Source organism: Nocardioides aequoreus, assembly GCF_000720335.1.
In the GTDB taxonomy this organism is placed as follows: domain Bacteria; phylum Actinomycetota; class Actinomycetes; order Propionibacteriales; family Nocardioidaceae; genus Marmoricola; species Marmoricola aequoreus.
The window spans coordinates 168,577-184,913 of record NZ_JOJN01000002.1 but is presented as its reverse complement, the minus strand read 5'-3'; the positions used below and the strand labels follow the sequence as shown (position 1 = coordinate 184,913).

At 72.9% G+C, this 16,337-nt stretch carries 13 protein-coding genes; 10 read left to right on the top strand and 3 right to left on the bottom strand.

The window, feature by feature from the left end:
- Positions 1–14: 14 nt before the first annotated feature.
- Positions 15–2,153 carry a glycosyltransferase gene (locus tag IG63_RS21255; protein WP_169741752.1) on the top strand — a complete coding sequence of 713 codons (2,139 nt, stop codon included), beginning with the start codon at positions 15–17 and terminating at the stop codon, positions 2,151–2,153.
- A 54-nt stretch (positions 2,154–2,207) separates the two neighbouring features.
- A complete protein-coding gene (locus IG63_RS22535; RefSeq protein ID WP_036194363.1) occupies positions 2,208–3,611 on the top strand; it encodes a glycoside hydrolase family 16 protein in 1,404 nt (467 codons plus the stop codon).
- A 27-nt stretch (positions 3,612–3,638) separates the two neighbouring features.
- On the opposite strand, the gene IG63_RS0103390 is transcribed toward IG63_RS22535, so the two are convergent.
- Positions 3,639–4,070, bottom strand: a complete 432-nt coding sequence (locus tag IG63_RS0103390) for a hypothetical protein (RefSeq protein ID WP_030482976.1) — start codon at positions 4,068–4,070, stop codon at positions 3,639–3,641.
- Entirely contained in the window at positions 4,028–4,702 is a 675-nt protein-coding gene (locus IG63_RS0103385; protein ID WP_030482975.1) for a class I SAM-dependent methyltransferase, read from the bottom strand. Before IG63_RS0103385 ends, IG63_RS0103390 begins: the two co-directional genes overlap by 43 nt.
- A 102-nt stretch (positions 4,703–4,804) precedes the next feature.
- Between IG63_RS0103385 and IG63_RS0103380 the strand changes: the two genes are divergently transcribed.
- Genes IG63_RS0103380 through wecC form a run of 4 tightly spaced genes read left to right on the top strand, consistent with a single transcriptional unit; the run spans position 4,805 to position 9,656 of the window.
- Positions 4,805–6,007 (top strand): glycoside hydrolase family 16 protein, encoded by a 1,203-nt coding sequence (locus tag IG63_RS0103380; RefSeq protein WP_030482974.1) that lies wholly within the window; start codon positions 4,805–4,807, stop codon positions 6,005–6,007.
- A gap of 52 nt (positions 6,008–6,059) precedes the next feature.
- The gene (locus IG63_RS0103375; RefSeq protein WP_030482973.1) at positions 6,060–7,157 is read left to right on the top strand and encodes a glycoside hydrolase family 16 protein; all 1,098 of its coding nucleotides are present in this window, start codon (positions 6,060–6,062) and stop codon (positions 7,155–7,157) included.
- A gap of 58 nt (positions 7,158–7,215) precedes the next feature.
- Entirely contained in the window at positions 7,216–8,394 is a 1,179-nt protein-coding gene (wecB, locus tag IG63_RS0103370) for a non-hydrolyzing UDP-N-acetylglucosamine 2-epimerase (RefSeq protein ID WP_030482972.1), read from the top strand.
- Positions 8,391–9,656 carry a UDP-N-acetyl-D-mannosamine dehydrogenase gene (wecC, locus tag IG63_RS0103365; RefSeq protein ID WP_030482971.1) on the top strand — a complete coding sequence of 422 codons (1,266 nt, stop codon included), beginning with the start codon at positions 8,391–8,393 and terminating at the stop codon, positions 9,654–9,656. The genes wecB and wecC overlap by 4 nt, the downstream gene beginning before the upstream one ends.
- Before the next feature lie 7 nt (positions 9,657–9,663).
- On the opposite strand, the gene IG63_RS0103360 is transcribed toward wecC, so the two are convergent.
- On the bottom strand, positions 9,664–10,965 hold the full coding sequence (locus IG63_RS0103360) for a tyrosine-protein kinase domain-containing protein (protein ID WP_030482970.1): 1,302 nt from the start codon (positions 10,963–10,965) through the stop codon (positions 9,664–9,666).
- 112 nt (positions 10,966–11,077) lie between these two features.
- On the opposite strand from IG63_RS0103360, the gene IG63_RS0103355 reads away from it, so the two are divergent.
- The 4 genes from IG63_RS0103355 (at position 11,078) to IG63_RS0103340 (ending at position 16,256) form a co-directional block, all read left to right on the top strand.
- On the top strand, positions 11,078–12,349 hold the full coding sequence (locus IG63_RS0103355) for an O-antigen ligase family protein (protein WP_030482969.1): 1,272 nt from the start codon (positions 11,078–11,080) through the stop codon (positions 12,347–12,349).
- A 197-nt stretch (positions 12,350–12,546) separates the two neighbouring features.
- Positions 12,547–14,382, top strand: a complete 1,836-nt coding sequence (locus IG63_RS0103350; protein WP_157210006.1) for a polysaccharide biosynthesis protein — start codon at positions 12,547–12,549, stop codon at positions 14,380–14,382.
- 88 nt (positions 14,383–14,470) lie between these two features.
- Complete coding sequence (locus tag IG63_RS0103345; protein WP_051706112.1) at positions 14,471–15,613, top strand: DegT/DnrJ/EryC1/StrS family aminotransferase; 1,143 nt, start codon at positions 14,471–14,473, stop codon at positions 15,611–15,613.
- Entirely contained in the window at positions 15,600–16,256 is a 657-nt protein-coding gene (locus tag IG63_RS0103340; protein ID WP_030482966.1) for a sugar transferase, read from the top strand. Before IG63_RS0103345 ends, IG63_RS0103340 begins: the two co-directional genes overlap by 14 nt.
- Positions 16,257–16,337 lie beyond the last annotated feature (81 nt).

The window sequence follows — 16,337 nt, the reverse complement described above, 5'->3', positions numbered from 1 at the left end:
CGGAGGAACCGGCCGTGCAGGCCTCGACGCGTCACGCCGCGGTCAGTGTAGTGGTGCCGACGTACCAGGGCGCGGGTCACGTGAGGGCGTGCCTGGAGTCGCTCGCGGCCCAGACGCTGCCCCTCACCGACTTCGAGGTCCTGGTCGTGCTCAACGGCCCCCCCGACGGCACCCGCGACGTGGTGGCGTCGGTGTGCCGGGAGCATCCCGGGCTCGACGTCCGCGTGCTGCAGACGGCGGTCGGCGGCGCCGGGCACGCGCGCAACGCGGGTCTCGCGGCGGCCCGCGGCGCGTGGGTCACCTTCGTCGACGACGACGACAGTGTCGCTCGCGACTTCCTGCGCGCCATGCTCGACGCCGCCGCTCCCGGAGTGGTCGTCGCCGCGCCCGTGCACCAGGTGAGCCAGGGGTCGACCCGCGGCCGGCCCGAGGGCTACATCGCCAAGGCGCTGGGGCGGGTGGAGGGCCGCACCCTGCCGGTCTCCGAGATCTCGGCGGTCTGCGCCTACAACGCCGCCAAGCTCGTCGACGTCGAGACCGCCCGGTCGGCGCGCTACGACGCCTCGCTGCGCAGCGGGGAGGACCACGTCTACTGGCTCTCGATCTTCGCTGCGCGCCGCTTCCGCGTGCGGGTGCTCCCGGGGGACCCGAGCACGGCGTACGTCCGCACCCTGCGTGCCACGGGCGTGGGCCGGCAGGCGGCGGGCTTCGACTTCGAGGTCACCCAGCGGCTCGAGTGCATCGCCGCCCTCCAGCGCGTCGACCAGGGTGATCCGGAGGTCGCTCTCGTCGCCGACCGGATGCGCCGCTGGCAGGCGCAGTGGGTCAACCGCTACCTGCGCCGCCACCCCGACGAGCGCGAGCGGGTCGTCGAGGAGGCCCGGCGGCTCGACGCCCACGACGTGCCGTGGGACGTCGTCAACCGCGGCCTCGCCCGCAGCCTCGCCGTCTGCTACTGCTTCCCGCCGGACCTCGACACCAGCGGCATGGTCGCCGCCAAGCGGCTGCGCGAGAGCGGTGAGGCGACCGACGTGATCTCGGTCGACATGGGCCCGGCGCGTCCCCACGACCCGCGCGCGCTGCAGGTGGTGGGGCCCGCGCTGGGGCGCCACCACATCGTGCGAGGACCGATGTCCTTCTACAGCTGGCCGCCGGCCGCGCACTTCGTGGAGCAGACCCTGCGCCGCTTCGAGCAGTGGGACAGCGACCCCGACAGCCCGCGCTACGAGCGGCTCTACAGCCGTGCGATGGCGGTGAGCGCCCACGTCGCCGCGGCGATGGTGAAGGTGCGCCGCCCCGAGCTGCAGTGGACGGCGGAGTTCTCCGACCCGCTGCGCTACGACACCCTCGGCCAGGAGCGTGCCGCGGAGATCCACGACGACGAGACCGGACGCCGCGTGCGTGCGGCCCTCGCCGACGCGGGCTACGTGGTGCCCAGCAGCAGGTACCTCTTCGACACCACCGAGCGGCTGGTCTACGCCTTCGCCGACCGGATCGTCTTCACCAACGAGCACCAGCGCGACGTCATGCTGGGCTACTGCGAGGGCGACCCGGCGCTGGTGGAGCGGGCCCGCGCCCACAGCGAGGTGTGGCCCCACCCGGTGCCGGCTGACGAGCTCTACGACGTGGGGCGGCCCGAGATCGCGCTCGAGCCCGACCGGGTGCACCTGGCCTACTTCGGGGTCTTCTACGCGACCCGCGACCTCTCCGTGCTGCTCGACGCCCTGCAACGGCTCGACGCGCGCGACCGCATCCGCTTCGCGCTCCACGTCTTCACCCCGAAGCCGCACGAGCTGGGGGTGCAGGCCGCCCGGCGCGGACTGGCCGACGTGGTCCGGGCGCGGCCGTACGTCGGCTACTTCGACTACCTCGCGCTGACCCGGCGCTTCGACGTGCTCCTCGTCAACGACGCCGCGACCGGCGACCACCACGCGCTGAACCCCTACGTGCCGAGCAAGATGGCCGACTACACCGGCAGCGGCACCCCGGTGTGGACGCTATACGAGCCGGGGAGCGTGCTGAGCCGGCTCCCCGCGGCCCACCGCTCGGCGCTGGGCGACACCGATGCCGCCGAGGCCGTGTTGCGGAAGTTGCTCACTGAGTCGCGAGTGACTTTCCCAATTCCGGACATCTCGGGTCTCGTATCTCGGTAGTCTCCACGCGTCGCGGGACCACGCGGCACTTCGGCTCGGGCTCGTGGAGGGCACATGTCACGCATCACCAGACTCGTCGCGGGGGCCGCAGGGCTTGCCCTCGTCCTGACGACGGGCACCATCGCCCTCGACGACACCCCGGCCCAGGCCGCGGGCGTCTCGGCCAAGCTCTCGGTGGCCCGCCCGCTGCCCAACGAGAGCGTCGCCGTCCGCGGCGCCGTGGCCCCGGCCAAGCGCAAGGTGGTGCTCCAGCAGAAGGCGAAGGGCCGCTGGAAGAGCGTGAAGTCGACGCGCACCAAGCGAGGTGGCGCCTACGCCTTCAGCGTGAAGGCGACGACGAGCTCGCGCACCTTCCGGGTCGTGGCCCCGGCGACGAAGATCGGCAAGAAGCGCTACAGCACCCGCACGTCACGTGGCGTCAAGGTGCTCGCCAGGGCCGCGTCCGCGCCGAAGCTCGACATCGCCCCGGCCCCCGTGGGCCAGCTGCGTGACCGCACCGCCTACCGGACGCCGGGCGTGGCGACCTTCAGCCCGGCGCGTCCCGGAACTGCCGTGCAGGTGCAGCGCTACGTCGGCACCTCGTGGGTGACCCAGGCCAAGGGCGCCCAGGACAGCAAGGGCTGGTTCCGCTTCAACCTGCCGCGGCTGGCCGACGGCACCTCCGCCCAGTACCGCGCCGTCACCTTCCCGGGCAAGGGCGCCGCCACCGTTGTGGGCGGGGCCGTGTCGGTCACGGCCCAGAAGCAGGTCTTCGCCGAGGACTTCAACGGCAGCGCGCTGAGCAGCAAGTGGGTCACGCGTGCCCCCGGGCTCTACCACGGGCGCCGCATGTGCGCGACCCCCAAGGCCGACCGGGTCAGCGTGAGCGGCGGCATCGCCACGCTCTCGGTCAAGCGCATCGCGAAGAACGGCACCCGGTCGCCCGCGGACTCGAAGTACAAGTGCGTGGGCGGGGTGTGGGACAACGCCATGGTCGGCACCGGCGGCGCGGCCTCGCCGTACACCTTCAAGTACGGCACGGCCGCCGCCCGGGTCCGCTTCCAGAAGGGCCAGGGCATGCACAGCGGCTTCTGGCTGCAGGGTCCCGCCGTCACCGGCGCCGAGATCGACATCGCCGAGTACTACGGCGACGGTCACCGCTCCGGCCTGCAGACCAAGGTCCACCGCACGCTCTCCAACGGCAAGCTCTCCACCAGCGGCGGCAAGATGAACGTGTCGTCCGTCGTGGCCAAGGGCCGGACGCCGGCCAGCGGATGGCACGTCTACTCCGTCGACTGGACGCCCACGCGCTACGTCTTCCGCGTCGACGGCGTGGTCACCTGGGTCTCGACCAAGGACGTGTCGCAGGCGCCGGAGGAGGTCGTGCTGAGCCTGCTCACCTCCGACTGGGCCCTCGACGACTTCAAGACCAGCGAGAGCTCGAAGATGTACGTCGACTGGGTGCGCGTCTGGCAGTAGCCCGTCGAGCTTGCAGGCGCAGCCCGGTCAGCGACGCTGGCCGGGCTGTGCTGCTGTGCGGACCGGCTTCTCCAGCACGGCGGTGAAGAAGTCGCGCTCGAGGTCCCAGCGGGGGATCCGGCCGAGCACGTCCTCGAAGCGGCGGTAGAAGTCCTCGTCCCACTCCGTCTTCTGGAAGCGCACCCGCCGCAGCCGGAAGCCGATGTCGTGCACGTAGCGCTCGTAGTGGTTCCAGGTGAGCTTGTTGACCCACGCCGCACCCTCGGGCGGGCGGCCGTGGGCGGCGTCCCACGCGGCGATGACGTCGTCGGAGAAGAGGTGATGGGGCCAGGGGAAGTAGATGTCGCGGTAGCGGTGGGAGGCGAGGGGTCCGGCCCACAGGTTGGCCCGCAGCCACTGCAGCGCTCCGGGCTTCATCACGCGGAAGGTCTCGCGCAGCAGGGCGTGGGGGTGCTGCACGTGCTCCAGACGGTGTACGACACGACGCGGTCGAAGGTGTCGTCGGCGAGGGGGTTGTGCTGGGTGAGGTCGGCGCGCTGCAGGTGCACCCGGTCGCCGGCCAGGTCGGCCCAGCGAGCCGACTCGTGAACGTCGACGCCGTGGGCGTCGGCCCCCAGGTTGTGCGCCATCGACCACAGCTCGTAGCCGTCGCCGCAGCCGACCTCGAGCACGGTCTTGCCGGCCAGGTCGACCGTGTGGTGCGCCCACAGCACCCGACGGTTGGCCTCCGCGGCGAGCCCCTCGGCCGTCCACGACCGCGGCTCGGGCACGACCGGCTTGTGGCGGTACTCCTCGTTGAGCTCCTCGAGCAGCTCGACGTCGAAGGGTCGCGGTCTTCGTCCGGTGCCCTGGGCGTGGAAGCCGTGCCCGATGCCCTCCTTCTGCGACGTGGGGGGCACCAGCCAGCTGTCGGCGTCCGTGACGGGTGGCACCGGCGGCAGCTTCGGTCCCGGCCTCAGGCCGAAGCGACGACGCCTCGGCTCACGCGGTGCCGCGACGGGAGCCGTCGCACCGGGCTCCTCGCGACCCGCCACGAGGCCGCGGACCGCCCGCCGGGCGGCTGCCGTGAAGTCGCTCCGTCGTCGCGTCATGGGCGGAGTGTGCCCTCATGGTCCACTTCTGTCCCGTTAGACTCACCTGCGTCGCGAACCCCGCGGTCTTGATCTCGGCTCGGCTCGTGGAGGGCTCCACCCATGACACGCACCCCCAAGCTCGTCGCCCTGGCGATGGCACTCACCCTCGCGGTCTCCAGCGCGAGCATCGCCCTCGACCGTGAGCCGGCGGAGGCCTCGGGCGTCTCGACCCAGACGAGCTCGCTGGCCGCGCAGCAGCAGGCCCGGCGGACGACGGGCCGGATCGCCTTCGCGCCGGCTCCGGTCGGTCAGAAGCGCTCCGACCGCAAGGCCGGCCTCACCCCCGGCACCGTGCGGTTCAGCCCCGCCCGGCCCGGGGCAGGGGTCCGGATCGAGCGGCTCGTCCGTGGCAAGTGGCTCAAGGCCGCGACCACGACCCAGGACAAGCGGGGCCGCGCGCGCTTCAACGTGCGCGCCGTCAAGCCGGGCAACACCTCGAAGTACCGCGCGGTCACCTCGCCGGGCAAGGGCAAGCGCAACGTCGCCACCCCGACGGTCGTGCCGCGGGCGCAGACGCGTGTCTTCGTCGACGGCTTCGACTCGGCGGCGAAGTACCGCAAGCAGTGGAAGACGCGCAACAAGGGGATGTACCACGGCCGCCGCATGTGTGCGGCACCGAGCCCGAGCCGGGTGGCAGTGATCAACGGCTCCGCCAGGCTCTCGGTCAAGCAGGTCGGGCGCAAGGGCCGTCCCTCGCCGGCCAAGCGCAGCTTCAAGTGTGTCGGCGGCATCTGGCACAACGCCATGGTGGGCACGGGTCGGGCCGCCAAGCCCTTCTCCTTCCGCTACGGCACCGCCGCCGCCCGGGTGAAGTTCCAGCCCGGCCAGGGCATGCACAGCGGCTTCTGGCTGCAGGCCATGGGTGCCGGCGGCGCCGAGATCGACATCGCGGAGTACTACGGCAACGGCTACTGGGCCGGGCTGCAGAGCAAGATCCACCAGACCCTCCCCAACGGCGGCCTGCGCACCCACGGCGGCACCATGAACCTCAGCCCCGTGCTGGCCAGGGGCAAGACCCCCGCGAGCGGCTGGCACGTCTACTCGGTGGAGTGGACGCCGAAGCGCTACGTCTTCCGCGTCGACGGCGTGGTCACCATGGTGACCAGCAGGCCGCACGTGTCGACGGCGCAGCAGGAGGTCGTGATGAGCCTGCTCACCTCCGACTGGGCGCTCGACGACCGCGTGCTGAAGACCAAGTCGAGCTCGAAGGTGGCCGTCGACTGGGTGCAGGTCTGGCAGGACCCGAAGCACATCGGTCAGTAGCGTGCGGAGACCTCTCGTCGCGACCCGGACCTCCCGGGCGCTCGCTGCGCCCGTGGCCCTCGGACTCCTCCTCACCGGCTGCGGCGGCGGTGGCGGCGCAGCCGAGCCGGAGGGCTCCGTCGAGCTGAGCATCGCCCCGGCCGCGATCGGGCAGTCGCCCTCGCGCGACGACCTGCTCACACCCGCGACCGTGGTGGTGGAGCCCGCCGACGAAGGGACGACCGTACGCGTTGAGCGCTCCACCGACGGCGGGGAGAGCTGGTCGGCCGTGCCGGACGCCGAGGGCGAGCAGGACGCCGACGGGCAGGCGCGAGTGATGCTGCCGGCCCTGGAGCCCGGCGAGGACGCCGACTACCGCGCGGTGGCCGGCGACCTGACGGGAGAGCCGGTCACGCCGGCGACGCAGACGGAGGTCTTCACCGAGGACTTCGACGACGTCGCTGCCTACGAGCGCCGCTGGGCGGCGCGCGACCCCGGCCTCTACCACGGGCGGCGGATGTGCGCGAGCCCCGACGAGGAGCGCGTCAGCCTGGCCGACGGCGTCGCCACGCTCTCGGTCAAGCGGATCGCCCCCGACGGTGCCGCGTCGCCCGGCGACGCATCCGTCGAGTGCGTGGGCGGGGTGTGGGACAACGCGATGGTCGGGACCGGTCGCGCCGAGGAGCCCTTCCAGTTCACCTACGGCACCGCTGCGGCGCGCATGAAGGTCCAGTCGGGGCAGGGCATGCACAGCGCCTTCTGGCTGCAGACCATGGGCGAGGGCGGCCTCGAGATCGACACCGTGGAGTACTACGGCGACGGGCACCGCTCGGGCCTGCAGACCAAGATCCACGACCCCCTGACCGACGGTGAGCTCGCCAGCGAGGGGGGAGAGGTCGACCCGTCGCCGGTGCTCGCCGAGGGCGCGACGCCGGCCGACGGCTGGCACGTCTACTCCGTCGAGTGGACACCGGAGGGCTACGTCTTCCGAGTCGACGGCCACGTCACGATGACCACCGATAAGCCCCGGGTGGCCGACGGTCCCGAGGAGGTCGTGCTCAGCCTGCTGACCTCCGACTGGGCGCTCGACGACGGCACCACCAGCGAGAGCTCGACGGTCGACGTCGACTGGGTGCGGGTCTGGCAGGACCCCGAGCGCGTCGGGCAGTAGTCGCCCCGCAGGGGTGGGTTACGGTCCTGTGGACCTGAGTACGACGTGGGAAGGCGCCATGCAGCGAGACGTCCTGGTCGTCTACGGGACGCGCCCCGAGGCGATCAAGCTGGCCCCGGTGGTGCGCGCCCTGCGCGACGACCCGGGGCTGCGGCCCGTGGTGGCCGTGACCGGCCAGCACCGCGAGATGCTCGACCAGGTCAACGGTCTCTTCGGCATCGAGCCCGACGTCGACCTCGACCTGATGCGCCACGGCGCCTCCGTCAGCGCGATCACCCGCGCCGTGCTCGAGAGCCTGGAGCAGGTGCTCGAGGAGCGACGTCCCGAGGCCGTCGTCGTGCAGGGAGACACCACCAGTGCCTTCGCCGCGTCGTACGCCGCCTTCCTGGCCGGCTGCCGGGTGGTGCACGTCGAGGCCGGGCTGCGCACCGGCGACCTCCGCTCGCCCTTCCCCGAGGAGGCCAACCGCAGGCTGACCTCGGTGCTCGCCGACCTGCACCTCGCGCCGACGCCGGCGGCCCGCGACAACCTGCTCGCCGAGGGCGTCGACCCCCGCACCGTGCTGGTCACGGGCAACACCGTCATCGACGCGCTGCACTGGGTCGTCGAGCAGCCCGTGCCCTTCTCCGACCCCGCGCTGGCCAGGCTCGACGACGCGCGTGACCTCGTGCTGGTGACCACCCACCGGCGCGAGTCGTGGGGCGGGCCCATGCGCCAGGCGATGGAGGGGCTGCGCGAGGTCGCCGAGGCCCATCCCGAGCTCGACCTGGTGCTGCCGATGCACCGCAACCCGGTCGTCCGCGACGCGGTGGAGCAGACGCTGGGGTCGCTGCCCAACGTCGTGCTCACCGAGCCACTGGCCTACGCCGAGTTCGCCCACGTGATGCGGCGCGCGCGGCTGGTCGTCACCGACTCCGGCGGCGTGCAGGAGGAGGCGCCCGGACTCGCCAAGCCGGTCCTGGTGCTGCGCGACACCACCGAGCGCCCCGAGGGGGTGCACGCGGGCGTGGTGCGCCTGGTCGGCACCGACCGGGCGCGGGTCGTCGAGGAGGTCGAGCGACTGCTGCGCGACCCGGCGGCGTACGCCGCGATGGCCCAGGCGGTCAACCCCTACGGCGACGGGCAGGCGGCCCCCCGCTGCGTCGGCGCCCTGCGTGCGCTGCTGGGGCTTGGCCCGATGCCCGATCCTTTCGACGCCGGCGCGCAGCAGCAGTCGCTCGCGGCGGGCGCCCGGTGAGCGGCGGCACCGCCCCGACCTACGAGCGCGGCGTGGCGGTCGTCGGGCTGGGCTACATCGGCCTGCCCACCAGTGCCGTGCTGGCCGACCGCGGGGTGCGGGTGCACGGCGTCGACCTCGACCAGCGGGTCGTCGACATGGTCAACGGCGGCCGCGTGCACATCATCGAGCCCGACCTCGACGACCTCGTGCGCCGCGTGGTCGAGCAGGGCCGGCTGACCGCCACCCGTGACCTGGTGCCCGCCGACGTCTACGTCGTCGCGGTGCCCACGCCCTTCAAGGGCGACCACGAGCCCGACCTCACCCACGTGGAGGCCGCGACGCGGGCCATCGCGCAGGTGCTGCAGGGCGGTGAGCTGGTGATCCTGGAGTCGACCTGCCCGCCCGGCTCGACGGCCGCGATGAGCGCCTGGATCGCCGAGGAGCGCCCCGACCTGCGGCTCCCGCACCAGCATCCCGACGACCCCGACGTGCACCTCGCCCACTGCCCCGAGCGGGTGCTCCCCGGCAAGACGCTGGAGGAGCTGGTCAGCAACGACCGGGTCGTCGGCGGGCTGACGCCCGAGTGCAGCCGCCGGGCCGCGCGGCTCTACGAGCTCTTCTGCGAGGGCGAGATCTCGCTGACCGACGCCGCAACGGCCGAGATGGCCAAGCTGGTGGAGAACACCTTCCGCGACGTCAACATCGCCTTCGCCAACGAGCTGGCCACCATCTGCGACCGGCTCGGGCTCGACGTGTGGTCGGTGATCGAGCTGGCCAACCACCACCCCCGCGTCAACGTGCTGCAGCCGGGACCCGGTGTCGGTGGCCACTGCATCGCCGTCGATCCGTGGTTCATAGCCGCCGCGGCGCCCGCGCAGGCACGGCTCATCCGCCAGGCCCGCGAGGTCAACGACGACCGGCCGCAGCAGGTGGTCGACCAGGTGTCGGTCCAGGCGCCCGAGGGCGGCACCGTCGCCTGCCTGGGCCTCGCCTTCAAGCCCGACGTCGACGACCTGCGGCAGAGTCCCGCGGTCGAGGTGGTGCGCCGCCTGGCCGAGGCCCGCCCCGACCTGACCCTGCTCGCGGTCGAGCCGTACGCCGACGCGCTGCCCGCCGAGCTGGCGGCGTACGACACGGTCGTGCTGCGCGACCTGGGCACGGCGCTGCAGGAGAGCGACGTGGTGGTGCTGCTGGTGCACCATGCCGAGCTCGCCGCGCTCGACCCGGCGACGCTCGCCGGTCGAGGGCTCGTCGACACCCGCGGCGTCTGGCGCAGCTAGCGCAGGCTCAGCCGATGACGACGGCGCCGACGACCTCGGCGCCGACCTGCTCGAGCTGCTTGGCCGTCGCGCGGAGCTCGGGGAGCTTCGTACGCCGCCGCGCCACCGCGACGAGCGTGGTGTCGCACTGGGCGGCCACCGCCGCGGCGTCGGTGCCGGCGTCGGTGGGAGGCGTGGTCACGAGCACGAAGTCGTAGCGGGAGGCAGCGTCGGCCAGCAGCCGGCCGAAGGACTGGCTGTGCAGCAGGTCGGCGGCGTCCTCGGACGCGCGACCAGCGGGGACGACGTCGAGACCCGAGGCGGCGTGGTGGTGCACCACCTCGGCCTGGTCCTGGCTGCCCTCCAGGTGCGGGGCGAGGCCGGTGGTCTTGTCGGTGTCGAGGTCGAGCAACCCGGCCAGGCGCGGCTGCTGCAGGTCGGCCTCCACGAGCAGCACTCGGTGGCCGGTGCCGACCAGGGACGTGGCGAGCGCGACGGTGACCTCCGCGAGGTCGGGGACCTCGCGGGGGCTGGTGATCGCGACGCTAAGGCTGCGGCCCGGGCCGGGGTGGTGGAAGAAGACGGCGGTGCGCACCGTCCGCACCGACGCCAGCACCGCGTCGCCGTGTTCGGCTCCCCGTCGGCGGCGACGGGGCGGGGGGACCGTGCCGATCACGGGGGCGCCCAGGGCCTCGACGACGTCGTCGTCGTCGCGCACCCGGCGGTCGAGCCGACCGGCGACGACGGCGGCGGCGAGACCGAGCACCAGGCCGCCGGCTGCGCCGAGGGCCGGGTTGCGCCACTCCGGGGGCGTCGAGGCCGAGTCGGTGGGCAGCTGGGGTGCGCTCTCGATCTCGGCACGCACCAGCGCGGTGCCGTCGGCTCGGCGCCGCTCGACCCGCGTGATCAGGGTGACGAGGCGGTCGGAGACGCCCTGGGCGATGACCTGGGCCTGCTCGGGGTCCTCGTCGGTGACCGTCAGGTTGAGCACCGTCGTGGCCGGGGTCGCCGTCGCGGTCACCTGGGAGGCCAGCTCGGCGGGGGTCAGGTCGAGGTCGAGGTCCTCGATCACGCGCTCGGTCACCGCGTCGTTGTCGGCGAGGTCGGCGTAGGACTGCACCCGGCCCTGCGCCAGCAGGTTGGCGGTGTAGGCCTCGGAGGAGGTGGCGCTGGCGACCTGGGTGGGGGAGAGCAGGATGCTCGACGACGAGGTGTAGGTGGGCGCGACGTCGTCGGTCGTCATCCAGCCCACCAGGGCGCCGAGCAGGACGCCGAGCAGCACCAGCCACCACCCGCGGGCGACGACCTTGCCGTACTGCAGTGGCGTCAACGTCCGGGCTCCTCGTGCTGGTGCGGCTCTCGTCTCCGCCAGACCCTAGAGGAGGCCGGGTCCGCGCTGCGGCACCACGGCGGTGACGCGCGGTCGGGCTAGGGTCCGCGCTGTGAGCACCCCCGCCACCGACCGGCACCGCTGGTCGCCACCGGTGCCGACGTCCGCGGGACGCTGGTGGCCCTGGGCGTACGCCGCTGCGCTGACGTGGTGGGCCGCGAGCTGGAACCTGCGCAACTCGGTGCTGATGTCGTGGTCGCCGGTCGAGCCGGTGTGGATCGGCAGCGGGCTCCTCGTGCTGTGCGTGGTGCACCGGCTGGGCCGTCCTGTTGTGCTGCCTCCCGGGGTCGTGGTGCCGCTCGCCCTCCTCGTCGCGGCCTTCGTGCCGGGGGCGATGCTGAGCGACGCCGACGGCTACGGCCCGACCAAGGTCGCCGCCCTCGCGGTCTCGCTGCTGCCGGCGCTCCTCGCCGCGGTGCTGCTGCTCGACCACGAGCGGGTGCGCACGAGCTGGGTCTGGTCGCAGGTGGTCGTGGGGCTGGCCGTGGCGCTCGCCGCCGTGATGACCGCCGACGCCGCCGACCTCGTCCTCGTCGGGGGCCGGCTGACGCTGCCCACGGTCGACACCATCTCCACCGGCCGGCTCGTGGGCGCAGCCGTGGTGCCGCTGCTCGTGCTCGGCCTCGCCTCGGCCCGGCTGCGCTGGGTCGCCTGGCTGGTCGCCGTCGCGGCCGGCGCGGTGCTGGTCCAGGTCGGCAGTCGCGGGCCGCTGCTGGCCGCCGTGGTCTCGCTGGTCGTCGTGATCTGCGCGGCGAGGTGCTTCACCGGTCGGCGGGCGTGGCCGCTGGCGATGGTCGCGCTCGCGAGCGCGGCGGCGTACGTCTTCGCGCTGCGCGGAGGTGGGGCCGGCGGTCGCCGGATCGTCGACTCCGTGCAGGGAGGGCTGGGCGACGAGACGCGCGCCGACCTCGTCGGCGAGGCTGTGGGGCTGGGGCTGCGCAGGCTGTTCGGCGTGGGATGGGGCGACTTCGCTCGGCACAGCGAGGCAGGACGGGCCATCGCCAACGAGGACGGTGCGGCGTACGCCCACAACGTCTTCGCCGAGGCCTTCGCGGAGGGAGGCGTGCTGGCGCTGCTGGGCGTGGTGATGCTGGTGGTGCTGGCCCTGGTCCGGCTGCGTCGGGTGAGCCATGCTCCGGCCGGCGCAGCCGCGCTGGGGATCGCGGTCTACTGGCTGCTCAACGCGCAGGTCTCCAGCGACGTCGTGGGCAACCGCTTCCTCTGGATCGCCCTTGTCGGCGGGCTCGTGGCGTCGGTGAGCCACTTCGCGACGGACCGCGCCGGGCAACGCCCGGTGGTCTCTGAGGCCTCGACGGACGCGTGAGTATGACCCGGAGCGGGTAGGAACGTACTATTCGGCTGGTTTGCAGGTTTGAGCGGATCGGGTGACACACCCGTCACTCGCGATATCTTGCGAAGCGCACGTCGTCAGGCTCGCGGCGTGCACCGGACCGAGAAACGACCTGGAGCCATCCGACCTCGGGGGTGTGCGTGCACGGCTTGTTCGCTGGGCTGCAGCTGGTGCGACCGCTGGTCCAGCGGCTCTTCGACCTCAGCGCCTGGGTGCTGGGCTACTTCTCGATGGCCTGGTTGCAGGCCGTCGTGGGCTACAGCGCCTACTCCCAGCTCGGCCCCGCGCTGATCACCGGACTGGCCTGCGGCATCGCCTTCCTCGCCCTCGCCGCGCCGCTGCGCCTCCACGAGGGTCGCTCGCCGGTGGGATCCTTCGACGACGCGCTGCTCGTCAGCCTGCTGGGCGGGGCCATCTCCCTCGTGGCGCTCGCGGTCAGCGCCTACACCACCGACATCCGGATCTCGGTCGCCGTCACGGGCGCCATGTGCGCCTTCCTGGGACTGCTGGGCGGCCGCGCCGTCTACCGCCTCGCCCGCGACTTCGCGCTCTCCCGGGAGCCCCACGCCGCGCCGGCCGACCGCACGCCCGTGGTCGTCATCGGCGCCGGCAACGCCGCGGCCCAGCTGGTGGGCGACATGGTGCGCAACCCCGACTCGATCTGGAACCCGGTCGCCCTGCTCGACGACGACCCCTACAAGCGGCACCGCCGGCTCAGTGGCGTCCCGGTCGTGGGTGACACCGCCAAGCTCGAGAGCGCGGCCGAGCGCTTCGACGCGACGATCGCGGTGCTGGCGATCCCCAGCGCGTCCGCCGACGTCGTACGTCGCTTCAACGCGCGCGCCTCCGCGGCCAGGCTCGAGCTGAAGGTCCTGCCGAGCGTCAACGACCTCGGCAACCCCGAGCACGTGCAGATCGAGGACCTGCGTGACATCGAGGTCTCCGACTTCCTCGGCCGGCAGCCGGTCGAGACCGACGTCTCCGAGATCGCCGACTACCTCACCGGGCGCAAGGTGCTGGTCACCGGCGCCGGTGGCTCGATCGGCTCCGAGCTGTGCCGCCAGATCGCGCGCTTCTCGCCGGCCGAGCTGATCATGCTCGACCGTGACGAGTCGGCGCTGCACGCCGTCCAGCTCTCGATCGAGGGGCGCGCGCTGCTCGACTCCGACAACCTGGTGCTCGGCGACATCCGCGACGAGCGCTTCGTCCACGAGCTCTTCGAGCGTCGCCGCCCCGACGTCGTCTTCCACGCGGCCGCCCTCAAGCACCTGCCGCTGTTGGAGGCCGCGCCCGGCGAGGCGGTCAAGACCAACATCTGGGGCACCCAGACCGTGCTCAACGCCGCGGCGGCCGTCGGCGTCGAGCGCTTCGTCAACGTCTCCACCGACAAGGCCGCCGACCCCTGCAGCGTGCTGGGCTACTCCAAGCGCGTGGCCGAGGGCCTGACCGCGGCTGCGGCGCAGGACTCCGCCGGCCGCTTCATGAGCGTCCGCTTCGGCAACGTGCTCGGCAGCCGGGGCTCGGTGCTCACGGCCTTCACCGCGCAGATCGCGCGCGGTGGGCCGGTCACGGTCACCGACCCCCGGGTGACGCGCTACTTCATGACCATCGGCGAGGCGGTGCAGCTGGTCATCCAGGCCGGCGCCATCGGCAGCGACGGCAAGGTCATGGTGCTCGACATGGGTGAGCCGGTCTCCATCGCGGCGGTCGCGCAGCAGCTGATCGACCTGGGCGGCAAGCCGATCGAGATCGTCTACACCGGCCTGCGGCCGGGCGAGAAGATGCACGAGGACCTCTTCAGCGAGGGCGAGGTCGACGAGCGACCCCACCACCCGCTGATCTCCCACGTCCCGGTCCCGCCCTTCGCCTCCTCCGACGCGGCGCGGCTCTCGCCGTACGGTCCGCGCCAGCAGGTGGTCGACCTGCTGGTCGAGGCCACGGAGCGGATGACGCTCGACGCGCCGGGCGACGACGACCGCCAGGTCGCCAGCCGTCGTCGAGACTGATCCCCACGAGCGTCGCCCGCTGGGTGACGCTGACGAGGTCTGCGCGGCGTTCGCCCGAGCGACCACCGGAGCGAGAGGAGACCGAGCCGTGCACTTCGACGTGCTGCTGTCGCCGCCCGACACCGGACCCCTCGAGGAGGAGTACGTCGTGCGCGCGCTCCGGTCGGGCTGGGTGGCTCCCGCCGGACCGGACCTGACCGCCTTCGAGGAGGAGGTTGCGGCACGAGCAGGTCGCGAGCACGCCGTTGGGCTCTCCTCCGGCACCGCTGCGCTGCACCTCGCGCTGGTCTGCTGGGGCGTGGGCCCCGGAGACGTGGTGCCGGTCTCGACCTTGACCTTCGCGGCGTCGGTCAACGCGATCCGCTACACCGGCGCGACCCCCTGGTTCGTCGACAGCGAGCCGGAGGCGGGCAACCTCGCTCCCGCGTTGCTCGACCGCGCGCTGCACCAGCTGCTCGGCGAGGGTCAGCGCGTGCCCGTCGTCGTCCCGGTCGACCTCCTGGGCGCCTGCGTCGACCACGACGCCGTCGCCGACGTCGCGCGCCGCCACGGCGTGCGTGTGCTGTCAGACGCCGCCGAGTCGTTCGGGTCGACGCTCGGGGGTCGTCCCAGCGCCTCCTTCGGCGAGGCTGCCGCGCTCTCCTTCAACGGCAACAAGGTCATGACCACCTCCGGCGGCGGCATGCTCGTCACCGACGACGAGCACCTGGCCGCGCACGTGCGCAAGCTCTCGACCCAGGCCCGGGAGCCGGTGAGCCACTACGAGCACACGGAGATCGGCTACAACTACCGCCTCTCCAACGTGTTGGCGGCGCTCGGCCGCGCCCAGCTCGCCCGGCTCGACGAGATGATCGAGCGTCGCCGCACGTGGCGGCGTCGCTACGCCGACCTCGTCACCGGCATCGAGGGCGTGCGCGTCCTGGGGGACCCGCGGGCGCGGGAGGACAACGCCTGGCTCACGGCCCTCGTCGTCGACCCCGACCTGGCTCCCTGGTCGGCACCGCAGCTGCAGCAGCACTTCGCCGACGCCGGCATCGAGACCCGCCCGCTGTGGAAGCCGATGCACTTGCAGCCGGTCTTCGCCGAGCACGGCGGCACCCTCGACGGGACGGCCGACCGGCTCTTCGCACAGGGGCTCACCCTGCCGTCGGGGTCGGGCATGACCGCCGAGCAGTTCGACCGGGTGGCCGCGGTGCTCGCCGGCGCGGGGGTGAGTGGTGCGCGGCCGTAGCTACGACCCGCTCAAGCGGCTCACGGACGCACTCGCGGCCGCGGTGCTGCTCGTGCTCACGCTCCCGCTGCAGGCCGTGATCGGGGTGCTGGTGCGTCGCCGGCTCGGCTCCCCGGTGCTCTTCCGGCAGCCCCGCCCAGGCAAGGACGGCCGGGTCTTCGAGCTGGTCAAGTTTCGTTCGATGCTGCCGGTCGACGCCGACGCCGACGTGGTCACCGACGAGCAGCGTCTGACACCCTTCGGAGCGCGGCTGCGCTCCACCAGCCTCGACGAGCTGCCGACGCTGTGGAACGTGCTGCGCGGTGACATGAGCCTGGTCGGCCCCCGCCCGTTGCTCGTGCAGTACCTCGACCGCTACTCGCCCGAGCAGCGCCGCCGCCACGAGGTCCGACCCGGGATGACCGGCTTGGCCCAGGTCCGGGGTCGCAACGAGGTGGCGTGGGAGGAGCGCTTCCGGCTCGACGTCGAGTACGTCGACAACCGCTCACCGCTCCTCGACCTCAAGATCATGGCCGCGACCCTGGGCACGGTGCTCGGACGCCGAGGCGTCAGCGAGTCCGGCGGCGTCACCATGACGGAGTTCCGTGGCGCCGAGCGTGCTCGTGCCGGTCGCCCGGGAGGGCTGTCGTCCGACGCGTCGTGATGCGCGTGCGGCGTCACCAGACCCGGGTCCCAGACCGGAGACCTCTGGGTGACTAGAGTCCTCCGGACGAGCGGGAGTCGA

What these genes read in the sequence shown, in the direction of transcription:
- IG63_RS0103380 (WP_030482974.1), top strand. Translation starts at nt 4,805, where the DNA reads ATGACACGCACCCCCAAGCTCGTCGCCCTGGCGATGGCACTCACCCTC.
- IG63_RS0103385 (WP_030482975.1), bottom strand. Translation starts at nt 4,702, where the DNA reads ATGACGCGACGACGGAGCGACTTCACGGCAGCCGCCCGGCGGGCGGTC.
- IG63_RS22535 (WP_036194363.1), top strand. Translation starts at nt 2,208, where the DNA reads ATGTCACGCATCACCAGACTCGTCGCGGGGGCCGCAGGGCTTGCCCTC.
- wecB (WP_030482972.1), top strand. Translation starts at nt 7,216, where the DNA reads ATGCAGCGAGACGTCCTGGTCGTCTACGGGACGCGCCCCGAGGCGATC.